Source organism: Labilithrix luteola (assembly GCF_001263205.1).
Lineage (GTDB): Bacteria > Myxococcota_A > Polyangia > Polyangiales > Polyangiaceae > Labilithrix > Labilithrix luteola.
Genome location: NZ_CP012333.1, coordinates 193,786 through 213,003 on the forward strand (window position 1 = coordinate 193,786; position 19,218 = coordinate 213,003).

The following is a 19,218-nucleotide window of genomic DNA, read 5'->3' on the forward strand; positions in this document are numbered from 1 at the left end:
GAGCGTAGCCTAGAGGCATGGCCTCTCCGTACGATCTCGGGCTTCCCAAGACGCCGGCGAACTACGAACAGCTGACGCCGATTGCGTTTCTCGAACGCGCCGCCGACGTGCACCCGAACCGGGTCGCCATCGTCCACGGCTCGATCCGCCGAACGTGGGCCGAGACGCACGAGCGCTCCCGAAGGCTCGCGAGCGCGCTCGTGAAGCGGGGTGTGCGTCGCGGCGACACGGTGGCCGTGATGCTCCCGAACGTGCCGGCGATGGTCGAGGTCCACTTCGGTGTGCCGATGGCCGGCGCCGTCCTCAACACGCTCAACACGCGCCTCGACGACGAGTCCGTGGGCTTCATGCTCGCCCACGCCGAGGCCCAAGTCGTGCTGGTCGACCGCGAGCTATCGGAGGTGGTGGAGCGCGCCATCGCCCGCCAGGGCTTGTCGCTCCTCGTCGTCGACGTGGACGATCCGGAGTACCAAGGGCCGGGCCGCCGTATCGGCACGATCGAATACGAGGCCTTGCTCGCCGAGGGAGAACCCGACTTCGTCTGGAATGCAGGCGAGCGATCGTTCGACGAGTGGGATGCCATTTCGCTCAACTACACCTCGGGCACGACGGGCAATCCCAAGGGCGTCGTCTACCATCACCGCGGCGCCTATCTGAATGCCGTTTCGAATGCCCTCGAATGGGACATGCCGAAGCACCCCGTCTACCTGTGGACGCTACCGATGTTCCACTGCAACGGCTGGTGCTTTCCCTGGACGGTTGCAGCACGCGCCGGCGTGAACGTCTGCCTGCGCAAGGTGGAAGCGAATGCCATCTTCGCCGCCATTCGCGACCATCGCGTCACACACTATTGCGGTGCGCCGATCGTCCACGGTCTTCTCGTGAATGCGCCCGCCGAGACGAAGGCCGGCATCGAGCATCGCGTCCACGCCATGGTCGCCGGAGCAGCGCCACCGGCTGCCCTCATCGAAGGAATGGAGAGCCTCGGGTTCGAGCTCACGCACGTGTACGGGCTGACGGAGACCTACGGGCCCGCTGCCGTTTGCGAGAAACAGGAGGCCTGGTCCGAGCTCTCGCTGGTGGACCGCGCCCAACAGAACGCACGCCAGGGCGTCCGCTATCACCTGCAGGGCGCCATCTCCGTGCTGGATCCGGAGACGATGACCGTCGTCCCCGCCGACGGGGAGACGATGGGCGAAGTGATGTTCCGCGGAAACGTCACGATGAAAGGCTATTTGAAGAATCCCAGGGCCACCGAAGAGGCGTTCGCGGGCGGCTGGTTTCACACCGGCGACCTCGGCGTTCTGCAGCCCGACGGCTACGTCAAAATCAAGGATCGCAGCAAAGACATCATCATCTCCGGCGGAGAGAACATCTCGAGTCTCGAGGTCGAAGATGCCCTCTACCGTCACCCCGCCGTTCTGGCTGCTGCCGTCGTCGCGAAGCCCGATCCCAAGTGGGGAGAGACGCCCTGCGCCTTCGTCGAGCTTCGCGTGGGAACTTCGGCGACCGCCGAAGAGCTGATTGCGCATTGCCGACGACACCTGGCCCCCTTCAAGGCGCCACGTGCCGTCGTCTTCGGCGAACTACCTCGTACCTCGACAGGCAAAATCCAGAAATTCGAGCTCCGCAAACGCGTCGGTTCGGCCACTGCCATCGACGTGTGAGCCTCGGCTCGCCTGACGGATTCGTTCTCGGTTCGGTTAGGGCTTGCTGCCCTTCACGGTGTAGGTCGATTGGGCGGCATAGCCGTTGACCATCACGTGGAGCTTGCCGGCCGTCGCGAACGTCACCGAGCAGCTCTCCACCGACCCGGCCTTGTACGGCCTGCAGTCGTACAGCGATTTGGTCGCCGCCTGATCTTTACGGACGTAGAGGTCGGCGTCTCCCGTGCCAGAGAGATCGACTTTGTAGGTGCCCGCGGGAACGTCGTAGACGTAGCTCTTGCTCTCGTTCTTCGCGAGAGTGCCGCTCTCCTCGAAGGGCGTGAACGTACCGGTGGCACCGCTTCCACCATCGCCCGCGCCGCCATCGACGCCGCCCGTGCCATTGCTGCCGATCGGCATGCCCGGCGTGAACACGTTGTCCTCTTCGCCCGTGACGAGCACGACCTCGCGGGTATCGATGCCTTCGAAGATCTTGTCGTACGTCTTCGGTGCCGAGTACGAGAGCAAGCCCTTGAAGAGCGTCGTCGATGCGTTGGACATCGACTGGAAGAACGACGGCATCGCGTTCGTCACGAACTCCATGTACTTCGTGCCCGTGGGGTCGTCGGGATTGAGCGCGGCGCGCGTTTGCGCGAGCGACCCGTCGACGTAGGCGAACGTGTCACAGCCGTTCATGAAGATGATTTGGTATTTGCCGCTGACGAATCGGCCCTTGCGCGCCAACGCGCGTACGTTCTGACCGAGCCCGGCATGGCCGTTGTAGGCAATGACGTCGGCCGTCGGCGAAAGAGCTTCGTAGCGAACGTCGAAGCTGCGCGGCGTCGAGGCGATGTTGTCGACGAGAAGCGCCGTGACCTTCACCTTCTTGCCGTCAGCGAGCGTCGCGTCGAACTGGATGTCCGGGGCGCTGACACCGGGCGATGCCGGAATGGTCGCGGGCGTCGTGACCACGCTGAAGCCGGCAAGCTCGCGCGCCATGCTGGCGACGAACGAATTGTATGCGCTGATTCCCGCGTCCGACGGGGACGTCGCGCCATCTTCGAATTTGCCGAAGATGGCCACGACCTCGAGGGCATTGTCTTCCCAGACCTTGTGGTACTCGGGATATTTGCCCGTCGTGTTCTGGGTCGACCGGGTCGCCGTCGCGGTGGTGGTGATCACCTCGCCCGGGGCGAAGGAGCAACCGCTGTTGCGCGGCCGGAAGTAGTACCACATGCTGCCGCTGTCGACGTCGTGCGCGCCCCAATCGACGCACGAGGTCTTGTGCGCATCGGTGAAGGCGGTCACACCGCTCGTACTCACGTCGCGCGGCAACGTGAACGAATAGGTCGAGGGCAGGTTCGTCTTGCGGCCCCACGCGACGGGCAGCTTCGCGTGGTAGGTGATCTTGATCTTGCCGCCCGCCTCGGTGGAGCGCCGCACGTTCGAGAGCACGAGGTTGTCGAGGCGCCCGACGCTCTTGTCGGCGTTGAGGTGACCGATCGTGTAGAGCAGCTGATCTTGGATCGTCTGGTTGTCGTTCCAGCTCGACGCGGTCACGAGCTCGCCGTCGAAGTCGAAGTCCAGAAGCGTGGCTTGGTTGCTGCTGAACGCGCCCTCGCCGACGTCCGTGTCGTCGTGGTCGGCCTCCGAGGTGCAAGCGACCAGCGTGACGATGCCAGCGAGCAGCGGCGCGAACGTGAAGGCGACACGGGGACGACCTGAAGACAGAAGACGCGGCATGGGGCGAGCTCCGGGTGGAGGACTTGCCCCTGCTCAGCAACGACCGCGCCAATGTAAGACTCTTGCTCACATGACACAGACCTGCCTGATTTCTCGGCGATCGTGATTCTCTCGTCACGGACTGGGAGCCGCCGCGCGACGCCCCTGGGGCTCCGATTTGGATCGCCTCGCATCCATCGCAAAACGCGACGGCCGCCCCGCGGACCGAGACCTGACCGACAGTGACCGAGACCCGACCGACAGTGACCCGACCGACAGTGACCTGACCGACAGTGACCGAGACCCGACCGACAGTGACCTGACCGACAGTGACCTGACCGACAGTGACCTGACCGACAGTGACCGAGACCCGACCGACAGTGACCTGACCGACGTTGACGTCGCGAAGGATCTCGTTGGAAATCGCATCATGACGATGTCGGCGGGAGAGCTCGCGATTTGGAATGGCCTACCCGTCCGTGTCTTCCCGTACGGGAGCCATGTATTCCCGGCCGATCTCGAGGCCGTTCGCGAGCTCGGCGAGGTGCTGCGAGAAGACCTCCGCAGGGAACATCGCGTGGCCATCGAGCTCATCGCCCGCGTTCAGGCCGGAACGCAGGATTCGACGCTCGCAGGGAGCCTCCCCCTCCCGCGACTCTGCGACTTTCTGCTTCGACGGCGGCCGGCGTTCGACCGCGCCGCGCATCGACGAATCGCGGAGAACACGCTCGCCCAAGGACGCCTGCGCCTCGAAGAGCTGCGCGCGCTGAACGCGCCCGACGTCATCCTCGATCACACCTCCGCCGAGATCGCGCGGGTGGCAGAGCCTGGGTGGTCGCCTTCGATCAATCCCGCAAACCTCCTCCCGAACGTCGGTGCCACCCTGTCGGCCATCGATCTCGACGACCTGTCCGACGAGGAGCGAACGCTCTACTTCGACATCACGACTCTCGTTCTCCTGGCGGCTCAGTGCTGCACCACGTTCGATGCGAAGGCCCTCGACGACGCCCCGTGGCTCGAGGAGCTCGCGTGGACTCGGCTCGTCGACGAGGACGAGGATGTCCCGGCACCACCTGTCGACGTCGTCCAGTTCCGCGGCACGGTCTATTCCGAGCACTGCCAGCGGCTCGAGTGCGCAATCGTTCCCGCCGATCGTACCGCGCAGTTCGGCGCGACGGCGCTCTTGGCCGTCTCGATCCCCGAGCCCGCGGAGTGATCGCGACGGTGCGCCCGAGCCGGAGGCCTCCGCGCGCTACGGACGCTACGAAGAGAAGCGAACCTTGAGCTCGCGCTTCAGGAGCTTGCCCGCCGTGTTCTTGGGGAGGGCCTCGACGAAGTGAACGCGCTTGGGGACCTTGAAGGGAGCGAGGTTCGACCGTGCGTGCTCGATGAGGACGGCTTCGTCGGCAACGGCTCCGTCGCGTAGCACCACCACGGCGGTCACAGCTTCGATCCATTTCGCGTCGGGCACGGGGATGACCGCGACCTCGCGAACGGAGGGATGGGTGAAGAGCGCCTCTTCGATCTCACGCGAAGACACGACGACGCCGCCCGTCTTGATGACGTCCTTCTTGCGGTCGACGATGGTGATGTAGCCCTCGGCGTCGATGCGCGCGAGGTCGCCGGAGTGGAACCATCCGCCTTCGAACGCGGCCCTCGTCTCCTCGGGCTTCTCCCAGTAACCGAGGCAAAGCTGGGGCGAGCGATACACGACTTCGCCAACCTCGCCCGGAGCAACGTCGTTCATGTCGTCGTCGACGACGCGCATGTCGACGAACGGAATCGCCCGCCCTGCCGACGCCGGACGCGCTTCGTGCTCTTCGGGCCTGAGGACGGTCGCGAGCGGACCAATCTCCGATTGACCGAAGCAATTGTAGAAACCGAGGCCCGGAAGAAGCGCACGAAGCTTCTGCAGCACGGGCGTCGGCATGATCGACGCGCCGTAATACGCTTTTCGCAATTTGCACGCACGCGAAGGTTCTATCTCGATGAGCGCGAGCAGCGCGATCCACACCGTGGGCGCCGCGAAGAAGGCGTCGATCTCGTTCGCCGCCATCGCTTCGAGAACGCGCGTCGGGTCGGGCGTCTCGAGGAGCCAGTTCGGTGCGCCGAGCATGAGCGACGGCATCATGAAGACGTGCATCTGCGCCGAGTGATAGAGCGGCAGCGCGTGGAGCTGGCGTTCGGAGGCACGCGCATCGAGCGCCATGGCCGACGACGCATAGTGATGCACGAGCGCGCGATGCGTGAGAATGGCGCCCTTGGGCTCGCTCGTGGTGCCCGACGTGTAGAGCAGCTGCGCGACGTCGTGGTCGGCGATGTCGACCTCGAGAGGCGCGACCGGACCTTCGGCCTTGGCCCACGCAAGAACGTCTCGCTCCCCTGCCCCATCGCGCAACGTGCCGACGAACTCCGGAGAAACGCCAGAGCTCGCGATCGCAGGCTGGAGCGCCCGATCGGCGAACACGGCCCGGGCGCCCGACTGCTCGAGGATGTAAGCGAGCTCACGCCCCGAGAGCGCGAAGTTGACCGGCACGTGGATGAGGCCGGCCTTCACCACGCCGAGCCACAAGAGGATGTAGGCGTCGGAGTTCTTTCCGAACGCCGCGACGCGATCGCCTTTTTTCAGGCCCAAACCGAGCAGCGCGTGGGCCACGCGCGTACTCGCGCGGTCGAGCTCGCGGTAGGTCCACGAGCGGTCCTCGAAGCGGAGTGCATGTGCGCCGGGGACACGACGCGCGCTGCGCGTCACGAGATCGCCGACCGTGCTGCGGTTGGTCAGGTTCATGCGGGTCTCCGGGCGACAGCATAGCGCCTCGCGAAGCCCTCGCTGCTCAACGTCGCTTCATCGTGAGACGAAAGCCGGTGAAGCTGTATTGCAGCATCGGAAGCCCGCATTCGTCCGTTACGACGTTGTAGGGAAGCGTGCTGCGGCGCTGATCGGTCGAGCTGCAATCATCGGTCATCGTGAGCTGATTGCCGGATACCGAATACGTGCCGGAGCCGTACGAGAGGACCCCGAGGTTGCCCGTTCCGGGATCGATCTGCCGCGTGCGCGTGAAGCGCCCGTTGTTGGCGAGCACGATCGTCTCCTGCCACGAGCCCTTCGTCCCGGTGGCACGCTCCGCGACGACCGTGTCGTAGATGCCTGGTGGAAGGGTGCCGCCGTTGAGCCCCGCATCGTCTTTCACGGGTTGGAACTTCGCAGGGGGAAGACCGAAATCGAGCGCTCCGCACTTGTTGGGGCCGTCCACGTCCGGCGCGGCGGGCGCGGTCGGACAATCGACGGCCGCATCGGCGGCATCGGCGGCGTCCGTTCCCGCATCGAGGTCCGAGCTGCTCCCGTCTTTCCCCGTCGACGAGCCCGAGTCTTTCGACGGCGTCGTTCGGTCGTCGTCGCGCTCGTCGGTGGTGCTACCGCCACCATCGGAGCTCGGAATCGCTCCGTTCGCACTGTCGCCGGAACATCCGGTCACGAAGGCGGACGCGAGCGCCACCGCGCCCCCGATCGCGCCCCCGATTGGGAAGGGAGCCAAGGCCAAGAGCATCGAAGGAAAAAGGATCGAGCGCACCGAGCCACCTTACGCGCCGGAAGCGGAGTCGGCCCGTCTCCTTCCCGTGACGAAAGGTCCAGCGAGCGCTTCGGCGTGTTCAGGGACGGATCGATTCCGTCGTGCGTGCCGCGAAGATTGCGTCTTGGAGCGCTTCTTCGAACTCCCTCCGTTCCGTGTGAGCCACGAGACCGTGACTGAGCACGAGGGCCGTCGCGCTGATCGCCATCGCGAGAATCTTCGACCGAATCAAGAAGTGCGGGGGTTTGACGAGCTGCACGTGGCGTTCGGCCCACGCTCGGTAAGGACCGCGCACGTCCGAGTCGAACGAATCGATGCCGCTCCAATCGTGGAACGTCTGGATCGTCCGACCGTCGAGCAGCATGCGGTCGACACGGCTCGTGTACCAACGAACGGCCGACGCATCGACGTGGCCGACGACGCGCGTGGCGATGACACCGGGCGCCATGACCCAGAGTCGGCCCGTCATGCGGGGGCCCTCGTAGAGCTCGGCGAGGGAGTCTTGCCACTTCACGGCGCGTCGGGAAGCGTAACGACAGGCCCGGCGACGAGCAAACGGTAGGGGCCTACAGTAGGTGGTCCCTCGACCGAATCAGGCGGTCAGGACTCGTCGGGCTCAGCCGGCCTGACGCTTGCCGGACGGAAGGGCTCGGGCCGCCAGTCGGTGGGGACGACACGAATCAGGATGACGGTGATGTTGTCTTTCCCGCCGCGCGAATTCGCGAAGAAGATGAGCCGTTCGACCGCGACCTTCGGATCTTCTTCGTTGCGGAGGACGTTGGCGATGATGTCGTCGGACAGCATCTTCGTCAGACCGTCCGAGCAGAGGAGATAGACGTCGCCGGCCTGGGGAATCGCCGCGACGATATCGATGTTCACCGTGGGCCAGATGCCGACGGCGCGGCTCAACGCCTGGGATTCGGGCCCCTTCACGCCGAGCTCCGCCATCGTGTGATCGGCGGTCATCTGCTTGAACACGCCGTCGCGCAATCGATAGCAGCGGCTGTCTCCGACGTGACCGACGTAGCAGCGTCGCTTGTTCGGCGAGAACATCGCCGCGCAAACGGTGGTGCCCATTCCGGCGAGCGCATGATCTTTCTGTGCCTCTTCGAGGACAGTCGCGTTCGCCATCTGGATCGAGCGACCGAGCTCACTCGCCTCCGCCGGCGCGCCTTCGTGGGCCTCGCCCTCGAACGTCCGCGTGCGGAAGGCGTCGAGGATGGTCTGTACCGTGAGCTTGCTCGCCTGTTCGCCCCCCGCGTAGCCGCCCATGCCGTCGGCGACGACGAAGAGGTTGCTGCCCTCGAGCACGCCGAGGCTGTCCTCGTTCTTCTTGCGACGAAGCCCCTTGTCCGTCTGCGCCGTCGCATGGACGAGAAAGAGCGCGTCGGCCTGCGCTGGCTTGTCGGTCGTGGCGAGATCGTCGAACGGAATCTGAATGAGGGGTGCTTTGACGATGACCCGACGCATCGGCGGCGCGCTGGCGCCACGGCCGACCATCGTCGGCTCGACGTCATCGTCTTCGTCGTCAGGATTCAACTTCGGAACGCCGCTGAAGCTCGATGCAGCGACCGTGGGCGCCTTCGCGTCCGAGGGAGGCGCAGGCTTGCTCGGCGGAGGATCGTCCTGAGCCGCGACGGACACCGCTTCGGCCTTGCGGCTCGACGCTTTCGGCGCAACTTCGGGTGCGCGCGAAGACGAGGACGACGAGGACGACGAGGACGACACGTCTCGGGAAAGTTCCCGCGAAGCAGCTCCGCGCTCCCGTTCGTGCTCCGCCTTCGCGCGCAGAAGCGCCCGTCTCTCCCCCATCAAGTACGCAATCACGCCAACGGCAGCGACCAGCACAACGAGGAGTAGAGTTTGACTATCCATCGCGCGAGAGGTGGTCTCAGACTACCGGAACTCGCGAGGTCGGGAAGCGCAATCACTCGATCTCGTGAGTAGGCGTGACGCGTCAAGCGGGGCGTCAATCGCGCGTCGATCGCGCGATGTCCCCGCCGCGCGCCACGTGTCGTTTCACGTTGGTGACGATTCGACCACATGGCGCTTTCAGCGCACCCCCGTTGCGCGGATTGAAGAGTGAAACGGAGATCGCGACAGACTTGTGCAAAGGACCGTGGATTTCGGGGCTCTCGCCCATCGTGGGCCCCGAAATCCACGGTCCGTGCAAGTGGTCGCCGGAGTAGACTGCCGGCGATGTCGAAATTCGATGGATTCGCCGACGCGGGCGGCAAGTTTTTCAAGGCGCTCGCCAAGCACAACGACCGCGAATGGTTCGCGGCGCACAAGCAAGAATTCGAAGAAGGCTGGAACGCGCCGATGAAGCTCTTGCTCGGCGAGGTTCGCGACGCCATCGATCGAAGCTTCGCCCATTGTGATCTCGGCGAGCCGAAGGTGTTCCGCATCTTCCGCGACGTCCGCTTCTCGAAGGACAAGTCCCCATACAAGACGAACATCGGCGGCGTGATCCCACTGCAGCGGACCGGCAAGTCGGTCACCGACGTACCGATGGCGCTCTACTTCCAAGTGGGTGCAACGGAGACCTTCGCCGCAGCGGGCCACTACATGATGGGGCCCGAGTCGCTCGCTCGTTACCGTGCCGCCATCGACGACAATGCGCGGGGCAAGGAGCTCGAGAAGCTCCTCGCCAAGCTCGACAAGAAGGGCTTCCCCGCACGGTCGTACGAAAGCGTCAAACGTGTTCCAAAGGGGTACGAGCCCGACCATCCGCGCGAGGATCTGATTCGACGCAAGGGTCTGGTCGTGATGTTTCCCGCGCTACCCAAAGGCATCCTCACCTCGTCGAAGCTCACGAAAAGGCTGGCCGATGGATGCAAGGCGGCCGCGCCGTTCGTCGAGTGGCTCGTGTTCGCGACGGCCTGAGGCCGAGCGACCGTCAGCTTCGCCCGTGTCGTTCGAGCCATGAGGCGATCGCATCGGCAATGGCTCGCGGCGCATCCTCCGGCGCGTGGTGACCGGCCGCGCCAAGCGGAACCACGTCGAGGTTCGGCATCGTCCGCTGCGCCCATTCGACGACCGAAGGAGCATTGCTGAGCCCCTTGCCGTCGAAGGTGAGAAGCAGCTTCGGAAGTGCGGGAGTCTTCTGTAGCCACTCGCCGTTGCGCACGACGAGCGCCGTGACGTCGGCAGGCTCGTCGTCGATCGGCAGCTCGCGCGGCCACTGGAGTAGCGGCCTTCGCGACGCGGGCGTGGGGTACGGGGCGTAGTAGGCCGCACGCGCGTCCTCGGAGAGGCCGGTCTTCACACCGTTGCCGAGGGACTTCGGGAGAAACCCGTTCTCCTCGAGCACCATTTTCTCGCCGACGCCCGGCGTGCGAAGGGCACGAAAGAGCTCGGCGCCTTGCGGCGGATACTCGCTCCAATGCATCGGCTGGAGGAACGTCTCGAACACGGCGACGCCACGAACGCGATCGGGATGACGGCGCGCCCAGTCGAGCGCGAGGATGCCGCCCCAGTCGTAGCCGACGAGCACCACCTCGCGGAGATCGAGCGCGGCGAACCAAGCGTCGAGGTAGCGCGCGTGGTCCTCGAAGCGATAACCGATCTCCGGCTTGCCGGAGTCGCCCATGCCGATGAGGTCGGGCGCCAGGCAGCGCCGGCCGTGGCTCGCGACGGTCGGCAGGACGTTCCTCCACACGAAGGACGACGTGGGGTTGCCGTGGAGGAAGACGACGGGCGAACCGATGCCGACGTCGCGATACGTCATGAACGAATCGAGAACGTCGACGCGGTGAAGAGGACGAGGAGACGCAGACGAGGAAGATGCGGTGGACATGGTTGAGCTCCGGGGCGTGGTGGATGACGAACAACCAGCGAAAGAAGCCACGACGAACGCGGCGGCGACGAGCGCTGCTCGATGCATGCCTGCATCATGGGTCGCCGGAGCCATTCATTGAAGTGATGGTTCGTGAGGGATAACCTCACCAGCCGTGAGTATCACGAACGTCGACCTCAACTTGATGGTGGTGCTGCACACGGTGCTCGCCGAGCGCAACGTGGCGCGCGCAGCGGACCGCCTCCACGTCACACCGTCGGCTGTGAGCAACTCGCTCGCCCGGCTTCGCGACCTGATCGGCGACCCGCTCGTGACCCGCAAGGGCCGAGGCATCGTTCCGACGCCGCGTGCGATCGAGCTCGCTCCGAGAATCGCGAAGGCGATCGGCGAGCTCGAAAGCGCACTCCTCGCAGCGCCGTTCGACGCTCGGACGTGCACGCGAACGTTCACGCTCGCCGTGGCGGACGTCGGACAGGTGACGTGGGTTCCGCGGCTCGCAGGCGCGATGATGAACGAGATGCCGCTTGCTCACCTGCGGGTCGTCGGGATCGATGCGTTGGTCTCCTTGGGCGATCTGACGTCGGCGGAGGTCGACGTCCACGTTGGCATTCCCTCGAAAGACCCCGGCCTCCACGCCCAGCGCCTCTTCCAGGAACGAAGCGTCCTCGTCGCCCGGCGCGGACACCGGATCCTGGATGCGAAGCCGTCGCGCCGTGCGCTCGGAGAGCTGCGTCACGTGCGGGTCGACATGGTCCCGGGGAAGAACTTCCGAGATGCCTTTGCCGCCACCTTCGCGAAAGCGGGCATCGCTCGTGCGATCGTCATGACCGTGCCCACGTTCACGACGGCCGCCGAGGTGGTCGCACGAACGGATCTGGTGACGATGCTGCCCACGTCGCTCTTCGAGGCGAAGGGGAAGAGCCTCGGCCTCCGCGCGGTCGCCGCCCCACTGCCCGCCCACGGCATCGAGCTCGCGATGTGCTGGCACGAACGAACGCACGCCGATCCCGCCGCGCGAGCCTTCCGCGATCTCGTACGACGCGTGGTCGGAGAATCGACGCCGTGAGGGCGTCGGCGCTACGCGACGGGCAGGACGACCGCGAAGCAGGCTCCGCGACCGGACGGGCCGGGGCGAACCGTGATGTGGCCGTGATGGGCTTCGACCAGGCGCTTGACCGTTGCGAGGCCGAGGCCGAGACCGGGCTTTCCGTCACTCGTGCGCGCGCGGACGAAAGGGTCGAAGATCGATTCTTCCATACCCGCGGGAATGCCCGGGCCGGTGTCTTCGACTTCGATCGTCACGGCTTCGTTTCGATTCCCCGTGCTCGAGGCACGTACGACGACGCGTCGATTGCCGTTCGTTCCATCGCCCACGAACTTGAGAGCATTTCGAATCAGATTACCGAGGATGCTCGAGAGTGGCCCTGCCGAACATGCGACGGTCATCGTGGGCGGCGGCTCGATCACGAGCTCGACGTGCGCCACCTCCGCTTCCGTGACGAAGTCGGACGCAACGTCGACCAGGACCTCCGAAACGACGGCTGATGCATCGGGTTGCGGGTGACCTCCCGAGCGAGCGAAGGTGAGGAGCCCGTCGATGATGCGATTCATGCGGTCGATCGCACGCTTCGTTCGCTGGAGTTCTTCCTTAAAGGGCGCCGAGCTCGCAAAGCGTTCGATCCCGAGCTCGGTGCGCAAAGCGAGACCGCCGAGCGGATTGCGCAAGTCGTGGGCAACGCGCACCGCGAAGAGCTCGAGCTCGGCGGCGCGCTGCTCGGCAACCTGGTTCGCCTCCTCCGTCAGGCGCGCGTGCTGACGGGCGGCTTTGATGGCCAGTCCGAGGAGCAAGAGCGCGAAACCGGCGGCGGCGGCATCGAACATCGGCGAGAGATGGCGAAGCCGTCGATGGGTGTCGTCGACGCGCTGACTCTCCTCTTCCGCCTCCGACATCTGGAGAGCCGACAGGCGTTCGATGCTCGCGTCCGCCGCGTGAACGATGGGCTGCGAAGAGGCCTCATGGCTGCCGCGTAGGTCGCCGGCCGCCAGCAGCGCCGCAGAGCGCTCGATCGCCACCTCCGCTTGGCGGGTCGTGCGCGCAACCTCGTCCTCGTGCGCGAGCTGCTCCGTCTCGTCGGCGCTGGTGAGCTCGCGGAGCCGGGCCAAATCGAATTCGGCCGCGGCTCGAGCAGCGTCGTATTCGGTACGATCGAAAGGCTCGCCGCGCTCGGCTCGGCCAGCTGCCATCCCCATCCGGTGGAGGTTCCCTCGAACGCTCGACAAGCGCTGGCTGCGCATGCCCGTGGTCTTGATCCGAGTCAGGTGACTGCGCAGGTCGCCTGCCGCGGTGACTGTCGAGATATGGGCCGCAACGAATCCGAGAATCACCAGCGGTACGACGAACGCCAGCCACTTCGCCGGCGAGAAAGGACGATGCACCGGCTCAACTTGCCGCTCCGAGCCCGCCCTTTCAAGCGCGGGCGGGCTCTTCTTCGCGCATCTAAAACAATCTTCACGATTCGTCGTCGTGCGTCACGGCGCAACCGTAGACCAGCGCGTGACGAATACCGAATACCGAATCGTCAGGCCTTGGGAACGCACCAAGAGTAGCCGTTCGAACGCGACGGCAATCCGAGCTCGCTGCAGATCTCGGCGATCATATCCGGCGTGAAGAAGTAGTTCTGTAGATGAGCGACGCGATCATCGTCGACGTCGATACGCGTGAGCGCACGAACCGCCTCGCCGTCGCGATGCGTATACCAGTGAAGGAGCACCCAGCCGCCTCGGTACGCACGTGCCTCCACGCGCGGCGGGATGGCGAGGATCCCTTGGATGAAGCGCGCATCCATCCCGGTCGTCGGGTCTCCGTCGGCCAAGCGCTCGACGCCGAAGAGCATACCGAAGAGGACCGTGCGCTTGGCCGCCTCGGGGCCGTATTGCGTGGTCGCACCGACGACTTCGACACTCACGGTGTCGAGGAGGAGCTTCGCCAAGCCATCGATGTCCCCCGCGTTGAACGCCGCGCAGAAGGCGTCGAGAACGGCGGGCGCCGGGGCTGACACCTCTTCCGCCGCCCGCTCGACGAGCTTGCCTCGCGCCCGGTGCAGAGCGGTCTTCACGGCTCCCACGGTGGTGGAGAGGGTCTCGGCGGTCTCTTCGAGCGTGAGATCGAAGACGTCCTTGAGAACGACCGCGGCGCGCTCTTGCGGCGACAGCTGGCCGAGCAACGTGCCCGCGGCCTCGCGTGCCCCACGCGGATCGATCGCCGAGCTCGCCGAGCTCACGTCGCCTTCGAGCGGGCGCTCGCGGCGCTCGCGACGCACGCGATCGATCCACAAATTCGAGGCCACGCGGAAAAGCCAAGCGCGCGGATTCGGGGGCGCCTCGCCCATCATCTGCCCCAGCGTGACGAACGCGCGGGCGAGCGCATCCTGGGCGAGATCTTCCGCGTCCCACGGAGAGCGCGTCAGGTGCCGGCAGTAACGGTAGAGGTCCGGGCGGAGCTCCGAGAAGCTCTTCATGAAGACGTACCAAGAGCTCTGGATCGAGCGCGGCAGCTCCTGCGGGGGATTCATGCCCTGGAAACGTAGTCCATCGCCGAAAAGATACCGACAGCGATCCGAATTCCGTCAGGGCGCCATTTGCCGGGTCAGAAGAAGTCGCGCGTCACCGGCGCGGGACCGGCAAAAAGAGCTGCCAGGCGGGCACGCGCTTCGTCGTCTCCCTCGAGAGCTCCGATGTGTGCGAGCGTCTCGACGGGCGTATGGCCGGTGAAAAGCGTGGCTAGCCCTCGTTCACCGAGACGAACGCTCGGCAGATCGGGGGCCGCGCCGCGCGAGATCTTCGCCACCCCTCGCTCCACGTCCAACGTGTAGACGCCGCTGTTCTCCGGCAGCGAGCGATCGTCGAGCTCGATGACGAGGCGCGTGTTGACGGCGCGCGGATACCCCCGCGTCGCGAGCGCTCGCTCCGCGTCGACGACGCGCAGCATGAAGAAGTCTTCCAGCACGATGTGGTGTTGGCACTCGGGCAGCAGCGACGTGAACACGTCGACGGCGCCTCCGAACCAGGTCACCTTCGTGGCAAGCGAGCGATACTCGCCGAGCAATCGCAGGATGGCCTGGGCCGCACGTCCCGAGCGCACCGCGAGGTCGGTGACGAAAACGCTCGAGCCTGGAGCCTCCATCTTGTGGCTGAGCACCACGTAGCCGTCGAGCCGACCGGCGACCCTCACGCCGAACGTCTTGGTGGGGAGCTGCCCCCGAGGCGAAACCACGCGCGTCCAGACATAGGGGCCGCGATCGAGGTAGCCATCGGAGGCGCGTGCCGACTCCGTGTAGAGGACACGCATCTCTTCGGGGATCTCTGCCGCGGACTTCGCTGCCGGAATCTCGACGATGGCGACGTCCGTCGGTCGCTGGACGTCGAGCGACTTCGGGTCCACCTCGATTCGATACCGCGCGCCGGCGCGTTCGTAGCCGACGCGCTGGTAGAGCGGCACCGTCGCCGGGTAGAGCGTCGAGAGAGCGATCCCCTTCCCTCGCGCCTCGCGGAGTGTCGCGAGCATGAGCGCCTTCGCAACGCCTGCACCACGCTCCTCCACGGCGATGCCCACGCCCGCGATGCCGAGCGTGGGCACCGACCGACCGCCGAAGAACTGGCCCATGGGAATTTGCATCAATCCTGCGACGACATGCTCTCCGCGCTTGAGGACCCGAAGGTTCTCGTGCCCGGCGCGCTCGAACCACTCCGGGTAGTCCTCCGCGCGAAAACCAAAGCCGTGCGCGGCAATCTCCCCGAGACGCGTGCGCGAAACGTCGTCGGCGGTCTCGAATACCCAATCCACCATGCCAGGCATCGTATTCCATTCGTGAGATTAGGGCATTCGAATGGGCGTTCCGTCGACGTGGATTCGGAAAAGCAAATACGGCGGAGTTCGATCGTCGTGACCGTTGCGGAACGCAGCCTGCCGGTGGAGCTGGTTCGCGGTGACGTAGAGCCAGCCACCTTTCGCGAGTGAGAGCGTATCGGGCCAAAGCAACCGAGCATCGGCGACGAGCGGAGCCATCATGCCGTCGGCCTCACGTCGCAGAATCGCATTGCCCTCGTAGCTCGTCGCATAGACGCGCCCCTCGGCGTCCGATTCGAGACCATCCGAGGCGCCTTTCTCACCGAGATCTTCGATGGTCGCGGCGACCTCGGCATCGGTGGCCTTCTCGTTCGCCAGCACGTCGACACTCACGCGGTAGAGATGACGCCCCGCGAGCACCGAGTAGTAGAGATGTTTGCCGTCTGCGCTGATGGCGATTCCGTCGGAGCCCGCGGCGAGGCGCGTGGGCTCCTTGCCCGGCGCGCCGCGATAGAGCGGACGTCCTTCGACGATGCCGAGAAAGCTCGGCTCGGCGCGCGTGCTGGGATGATTGTGCAGCCGACGCCAACTGCGCTTCGAGTCGAGATCGACGACGATGATTCCCCCGTGCGGCGCCGAGTCGGTGATGAACGCCATTCCAGACTTTCCGCGGCGCAAATCGAATCGCACGTCGTTCGTATACGATGTCGGAAGCACCACGCTCGTCGGGTACGTGATGGTCACGAAGGGCTGATTCGTCTTCAAGTCGATTCCCACGAGCTTGGGGCCGCCTGGACTGTTGGGTCGGAACTCGGGGCTTCCGGTGTCGAGCACCCAAAGTCGATTCTTGGCGTCGACGACCACGCTCTGGACCGAGATGAATCCGGTATCCGTGGGGCTTGGGTCTTTGGGATTCATCGCCGCATTCGGATACGCGACCGGCGTTCCGTCTCGAAGCTCCGCAACGGTGAAGTCGACGCGATCTCCCCAGCGCGGGAAATTGACGAAAATGCGCCCCTCGTCCGAGACGGCAACGCCTGTCGGCATGGGGCCATCGAACGTGGCAACGGACTCGAGCCGTCCGTAAGGGGCGACTTGCGGGAGCCCGGCGTCCGTCGTCTCGCCGATGCACGCAGCAGCCGCCGAGGCAGAGCCGTCCATTGACGGTGACGTTGACGGGGCGGGCGGCGGCTCTTTGCGTTCGCAACCGGCGCACGCCATGCACGCAAGAATCGTGAAGAGCGAAGTACGAGCCGGGAACACGCAACGCATGCCACGTGGTTTAACCCGCACGCTTGCACGGTGCACTGCGATCAACCGACACTCACCAGCCCTCACGAAGCACGACACGAACGTGAGACGCCTGGGGAAAGGCGACGAAGACCTCGCTCGACGGATGTTCGCGATGATGACGGAGGTCTTCGAGGAGCCGAGCCAGCCACTCGGTGATGCCATCTCGCGAAGCTCCCGGCGGACCAGGCCGATACGCATGCGCTCGATTTCTATCGGTCCATCGGCGGCGAGGAGGCGCACGTGTCGATGTTCACGTTTTCGACGGATGCTCAGCGCTCGCGCTAAAGCATTTCGTGGCGCATTTTGCCCGAGATCGACTGGACATCGGAGGGCAGCAGGACGACCATTGCTTCGATGACTCTTCGCGAAACGAGCGGAGCGGTTTCGAACCGTGTGAGGTCGGTGAGCGCGTCGGTCGGCAGCGCGGTTACCACGTCCGTGAACGCGTCGATCGACGCCATGAACGGCTTGCGGCTCGGCGTGCCCGTGGTCGCCTCGGTGCTCGGCACTTGGTTCGTCGTTCAGCTGCGCGGCCGCCACGCCCGAGGTCCCGAGGAGCTCGCGTTCGAAGGCGCTTACCTCGACGATGGGAACGACGAGGCGTTCGACGACCGCCGCGAGCTCGACGAAGCGACCGCGGAGCTCCTCGGTTGACGCCATGGCGACGCGGCGCAACCACGCCGACGACCTCCGCGGGGTAACCAAACTCGCGATCGAGGCCGTCACCGGTGTGACGCAAGCGGTCGCCGAGATGCACGAGACGATCGCCAGCGGACCGCCCATCCTCGGACGACCACTCGAGCGCCCCGCCCGCCTGCTCACGAAGCTCCTTTACGCGCCCATGCGCGGCGTCACGAATCTCGTGGGCGAGAGTCTCGATTTCGCGCTCGAACGACTCGGGGCCGTCCTCGGCGAGAGTGTGCCAGGGGTCGAGCGCGATGCCGTGCAAGCGGCCCTCAACGGCGTCCTCGGAGACTATCTCGAGCAGTCGAAGAATCCGCTCGCCATCTCCATGGAGCTTCGCGCCGGCGGTCACACGCTGACGCTCGAACGCGAGGCGCTCTCCGAGGCGCTGCCGGAGGCGACGGGGAAGATCCTCGTGCTCGTGCACGGGTCGTCGATGAGCGACCGCGGATGGAACCGGCTCGGCCACGATCACGGCGCGGCGCTGGCGCGAGACCTCGGGTACACCCCCATTTACGTCCGCTACAACAGTGGGCTGCACGTCTCCACGAACGGACGGGCGTTGTCGGCCATGCTCGAATCCCTCGTGAAGGCGTGGCCCGTTCCGATCGACGAGATCACGCTGCTCGCCCACAGCATGGGGGGGCTCGTCGCACGCAGCGCGTGTCATGTAGCCACGCTCGAAAATCACGCATGGGTCGACCAGCTCCGAAACCTGGTCAGCCTCGGAACGCCCCATCACGGCGCACCACTCGAGCGCGCAGGCAATCTGTTCGAAGTGCTCCTCGGGATCAGCGCATACAGCGCGCCCATCGCGAAACTCGGTCGCCTCCGGAGCGCCGGAGTGACGGACCTACGCCACGGCAACGTGCTCGACGAAGACTGGCTCGACCAGCCGCGCTTCGAGCTCGGCGCCGATCCTCGCCGAGGGCTCGCGCTTCCCGCCCGCGTTTCCTGCTTTGCAATCGCAGGCACCGCGGCCACCGAGATGCGCGAGCAACTTCCCGGCGACGGCCTGGTGCCCGTTGCCAGTGCGCTCGGCAGACACGCCGAACGCGCGCTCCACTTTCCTGCCGAGCACCAGTGGATCGCGCTCGGAACCAACCATATCGACCTTCTGAGCAGTCCTGTCGTCTACGAGAAAATCCGAGACTGGCTCGCTGCTGATCGTGATCGAGGCTAATTCGATTTCCCTCACCGCCCCACGCGCGTGGTCGCCGCGCTGACCGCCGCCCGAGTCCAAGACGGAGGTGACGTCAGATCTGAAGCTCCCGCCTCATTTGGCGAGCCGGCACGTCAGCAAGTCGTAGCGGCGCGCGCCCGACTGCAGGACGATGCTACCGCCGACGATGGTGACGGGGCCCTGGTGCTCCTCACCCTTGTCGCGGTGCATGAGGCCGAGCGCGGGCTCGCCTTCCGCCCTGCTCATTCGGACGGCACACAGGTGAATTTTGCCCTTGGCCACGTCACGCACGGGCCAAAGCACGTCGCCGTCGACCATCTGAGCGATGAAAGGGTGCGGCAAGCGCTGAACGAGCTGTTCTTTGTTGCTCGGCGAGACGACGTCTGCGCGCACGCCCACGATCGACACGACCGTATCCGTGGTCACCGGTTCGGAAGCTCCCATCCGCCTGAGGCCACCCCGCCCTCCGCCGG

17 protein-coding genes are annotated in these 19,218 nt (G+C 65.6%); 6 read left to right on the plus strand and 11 right to left on the minus strand.

Going from position 1 to position 19,218, the window contains the following annotated elements:
- Positions 1–17 precede the first annotated feature (17 nt).
- Entirely contained in the window at positions 18–1,667 is a 1,650-nt protein-coding gene (locus tag AKJ09_RS01015) for an acyl-CoA synthetase (RefSeq protein ID WP_146645234.1), read from the plus strand.
- A 36-nt stretch (positions 1,668–1,703) separates the two neighbouring features.
- Here AKJ09_RS01015 and AKJ09_RS01020 read toward each other — a convergent pair whose 3' ends face one another.
- Positions 1,704–3,389 carry a PPC domain-containing protein gene (locus AKJ09_RS01020; RefSeq protein WP_146645236.1) on the minus strand — a complete coding sequence of 562 codons (1,686 nt, stop codon included), beginning with the start codon at positions 3,387–3,389 and terminating at the stop codon, positions 1,704–1,706.
- Positions 3,390–3,546: 157 nt separating this feature from the next.
- Here AKJ09_RS01020 and AKJ09_RS01025 point away from each other — a divergent pair, with 157 nt between their 5' ends.
- Positions 3,547–4,584 (plus strand): hypothetical protein, encoded by a 1,038-nt coding sequence (locus AKJ09_RS01025; protein ID WP_146645238.1) that lies wholly within the window; start codon positions 3,547–3,549, stop codon positions 4,582–4,584.
- A gap of 45 nt (positions 4,585–4,629) precedes the next feature.
- On the opposite strand, the gene AKJ09_RS01030 is transcribed toward AKJ09_RS01025, so the two are convergent.
- The 4 genes from AKJ09_RS01030 to AKJ09_RS01045 all read right to left on the minus strand — a co-directional run bounded on the left by AKJ09_RS01030 (position 4,630) and on the right by AKJ09_RS01045 (position 8,584).
- Positions 4,630–6,156: a fatty acyl-CoA synthetase gene (locus AKJ09_RS01030; protein ID WP_146645240.1), complete on the minus strand. Its 1,527-nt coding sequence runs from the start codon at positions 6,154–6,156 to the stop codon at positions 4,630–4,632.
- A 46-nt stretch (positions 6,157–6,202) separates the two neighbouring features.
- On the minus strand, positions 6,203–6,940 hold the full coding sequence (locus tag AKJ09_RS01035) for a hypothetical protein (RefSeq protein WP_146645242.1): 738 nt from the start codon (positions 6,938–6,940) through the stop codon (positions 6,203–6,205).
- A 79-nt stretch (positions 6,941–7,019) separates the two neighbouring features.
- Positions 7,020–7,454 (minus strand): hypothetical protein, encoded by a 435-nt coding sequence (locus tag AKJ09_RS01040; RefSeq protein ID WP_146645244.1) that lies wholly within the window; start codon positions 7,452–7,454, stop codon positions 7,020–7,022.
- 86 nt (positions 7,455–7,540) lie between these two features.
- A complete protein-coding gene (locus AKJ09_RS01045; RefSeq protein ID WP_169927152.1) occupies positions 7,541–8,584 on the minus strand; it encodes a PP2C family protein-serine/threonine phosphatase in 1,044 nt (347 codons plus the stop codon).
- Between the two features lie 555 nt (positions 8,585–9,139).
- Between AKJ09_RS01045 and AKJ09_RS01050 the strand changes: the two genes are divergently transcribed.
- Complete coding sequence (locus AKJ09_RS01050) at positions 9,140–9,826, plus strand: DUF2461 domain-containing protein (RefSeq protein ID WP_146645249.1); 687 nt, start codon at positions 9,140–9,142, stop codon at positions 9,824–9,826.
- A gap of 13 nt (positions 9,827–9,839) precedes the next feature.
- On the opposite strand, the gene AKJ09_RS01055 is transcribed toward AKJ09_RS01050, so the two are convergent.
- Positions 9,840–10,739, minus strand: a complete 900-nt coding sequence (locus tag AKJ09_RS01055) for a haloalkane dehalogenase (protein ID WP_146645251.1) — start codon at positions 10,737–10,739, stop codon at positions 9,840–9,842.
- Between the two features lie 154 nt (positions 10,740–10,893).
- On the opposite strand from AKJ09_RS01055, the gene AKJ09_RS01060 reads away from it, so the two are divergent.
- Positions 10,894–11,805 carry a LysR family transcriptional regulator gene (locus tag AKJ09_RS01060; protein ID WP_240488366.1) on the plus strand — a complete coding sequence of 304 codons (912 nt, stop codon included), beginning with the start codon at positions 10,894–10,896 and terminating at the stop codon, positions 11,803–11,805.
- 11 nt (positions 11,806–11,816) lie between these two features.
- On the opposite strand, the gene AKJ09_RS01065 is transcribed toward AKJ09_RS01060, so the two are convergent.
- The 4 genes from AKJ09_RS01065 to AKJ09_RS01080 all read right to left on the minus strand — a co-directional run bounded on the left by AKJ09_RS01065 (position 11,817) and on the right by AKJ09_RS01080 (position 16,746).
- Positions 11,817–13,175: a sensor histidine kinase gene (locus tag AKJ09_RS01065; RefSeq protein WP_146645253.1), complete on the minus strand. Its 1,359-nt coding sequence runs from the start codon at positions 13,173–13,175 to the stop codon at positions 11,817–11,819.
- Between the two features lie 143 nt (positions 13,176–13,318).
- Entirely contained in the window at positions 13,319–14,311 is a 993-nt protein-coding gene (locus AKJ09_RS01070) for an RNA polymerase sigma factor (protein WP_146645255.1), read from the minus strand.
- A 74-nt stretch (positions 14,312–14,385) separates the two neighbouring features.
- Positions 14,386–15,585, minus strand: coding sequence for a GNAT family N-acetyltransferase (locus AKJ09_RS01075; RefSeq protein WP_169927153.1), 1,200 nt, complete (start codon positions 15,583–15,585; stop codon positions 14,386–14,388).
- A 27-nt stretch (positions 15,586–15,612) separates the two neighbouring features.
- Positions 15,613–16,746: an L-dopachrome tautomerase-related protein gene (locus AKJ09_RS01080; RefSeq protein WP_146655407.1), complete on the minus strand. Its 1,134-nt coding sequence runs from the start codon at positions 16,744–16,746 to the stop codon at positions 15,613–15,615.
- A 486-nt stretch (positions 16,747–17,232) separates the two neighbouring features.
- Here AKJ09_RS01080 and AKJ09_RS01085 point away from each other — a divergent pair, with 486 nt between their 5' ends.
- Both AKJ09_RS01085 and AKJ09_RS01090 read left to right on the plus strand, forming a co-directional pair.
- Positions 17,233–17,532: a hypothetical protein gene (locus AKJ09_RS01085; RefSeq protein WP_146645258.1), complete on the plus strand. Its 300-nt coding sequence runs from the start codon at positions 17,233–17,235 to the stop codon at positions 17,530–17,532.
- Positions 17,533–17,536: 4 nt separating this feature from the next.
- A complete protein-coding gene (locus AKJ09_RS01090) occupies positions 17,537–18,745 on the plus strand; it encodes an esterase/lipase family protein (protein ID WP_146645260.1) in 1,209 nt (402 codons plus the stop codon).
- A gap of 93 nt (positions 18,746–18,838) precedes the next feature.
- Here AKJ09_RS01090 and AKJ09_RS01095 read toward each other — a convergent pair whose 3' ends face one another.
- On the minus strand, positions 18,839–19,171 hold the full coding sequence (locus tag AKJ09_RS01095; protein ID WP_169927154.1) for a hypothetical protein: 333 nt from the start codon (positions 19,169–19,171) through the stop codon (positions 18,839–18,841).
- Between the last annotated feature and the right edge of the window lie 47 nt (positions 19,172–19,218).

Bases quoted from the DNA above. Each gene is read 5' to 3' on its own strand.
- AKJ09_RS01080 (WP_146655407.1), bottom strand. From the start codon at position 16,746: ATGGACGGCTCTGCCTCGGCGGCTGCTGCGTGCATCGGCGAGACGACG.
- AKJ09_RS01055 (WP_146645251.1), bottom strand. From the start codon at position 10,739: ATGTCCACCGCATCTTCCTCGTCTGCGTCTCCTCGTCCTCTTCACCGC.
- AKJ09_RS01070 (WP_146645255.1), bottom strand. From the start codon at position 14,311: ATGAATCCCCCGCAGGAGCTGCCGCGCTCGATCCAGAGCTCTTGGTAC.
- AKJ09_RS01085 (WP_146645258.1), top strand. From the start codon at position 17,233: ATGACTCTTCGCGAAACGAGCGGAGCGGTTTCGAACCGTGTGAGGTCG.
- AKJ09_RS01030 (WP_146645240.1), bottom strand. From the start codon at position 6,156: ATGAACCTGACCAACCGCAGCACGGTCGGCGATCTCGTGACGCGCAGC.
- AKJ09_RS01090 (WP_146645260.1), top strand. From the start codon at position 17,537: ATGGCGACGCGGCGCAACCACGCCGACGACCTCCGCGGGGTAACCAAA.
- AKJ09_RS01050 (WP_146645249.1), top strand. From the start codon at position 9,140: ATGTCGAAATTCGATGGATTCGCCGACGCGGGCGGCAAGTTTTTCAAG.
- AKJ09_RS01075 (WP_169927153.1), bottom strand. From the start codon at position 15,585: ATGGTGGATTGGGTATTCGAGACCGCCGACGACGTTTCGCGCACGCGT.
- AKJ09_RS01020 (WP_146645236.1), bottom strand. From the start codon at position 3,389: ATGCCGCGTCTTCTGTCTTCAGGTCGTCCCCGTGTCGCCTTCACGTTC.
- AKJ09_RS01015 (WP_146645234.1), top strand. From the start codon at position 18: ATGGCCTCTCCGTACGATCTCGGGCTTCCCAAGACGCCGGCGAACTAC.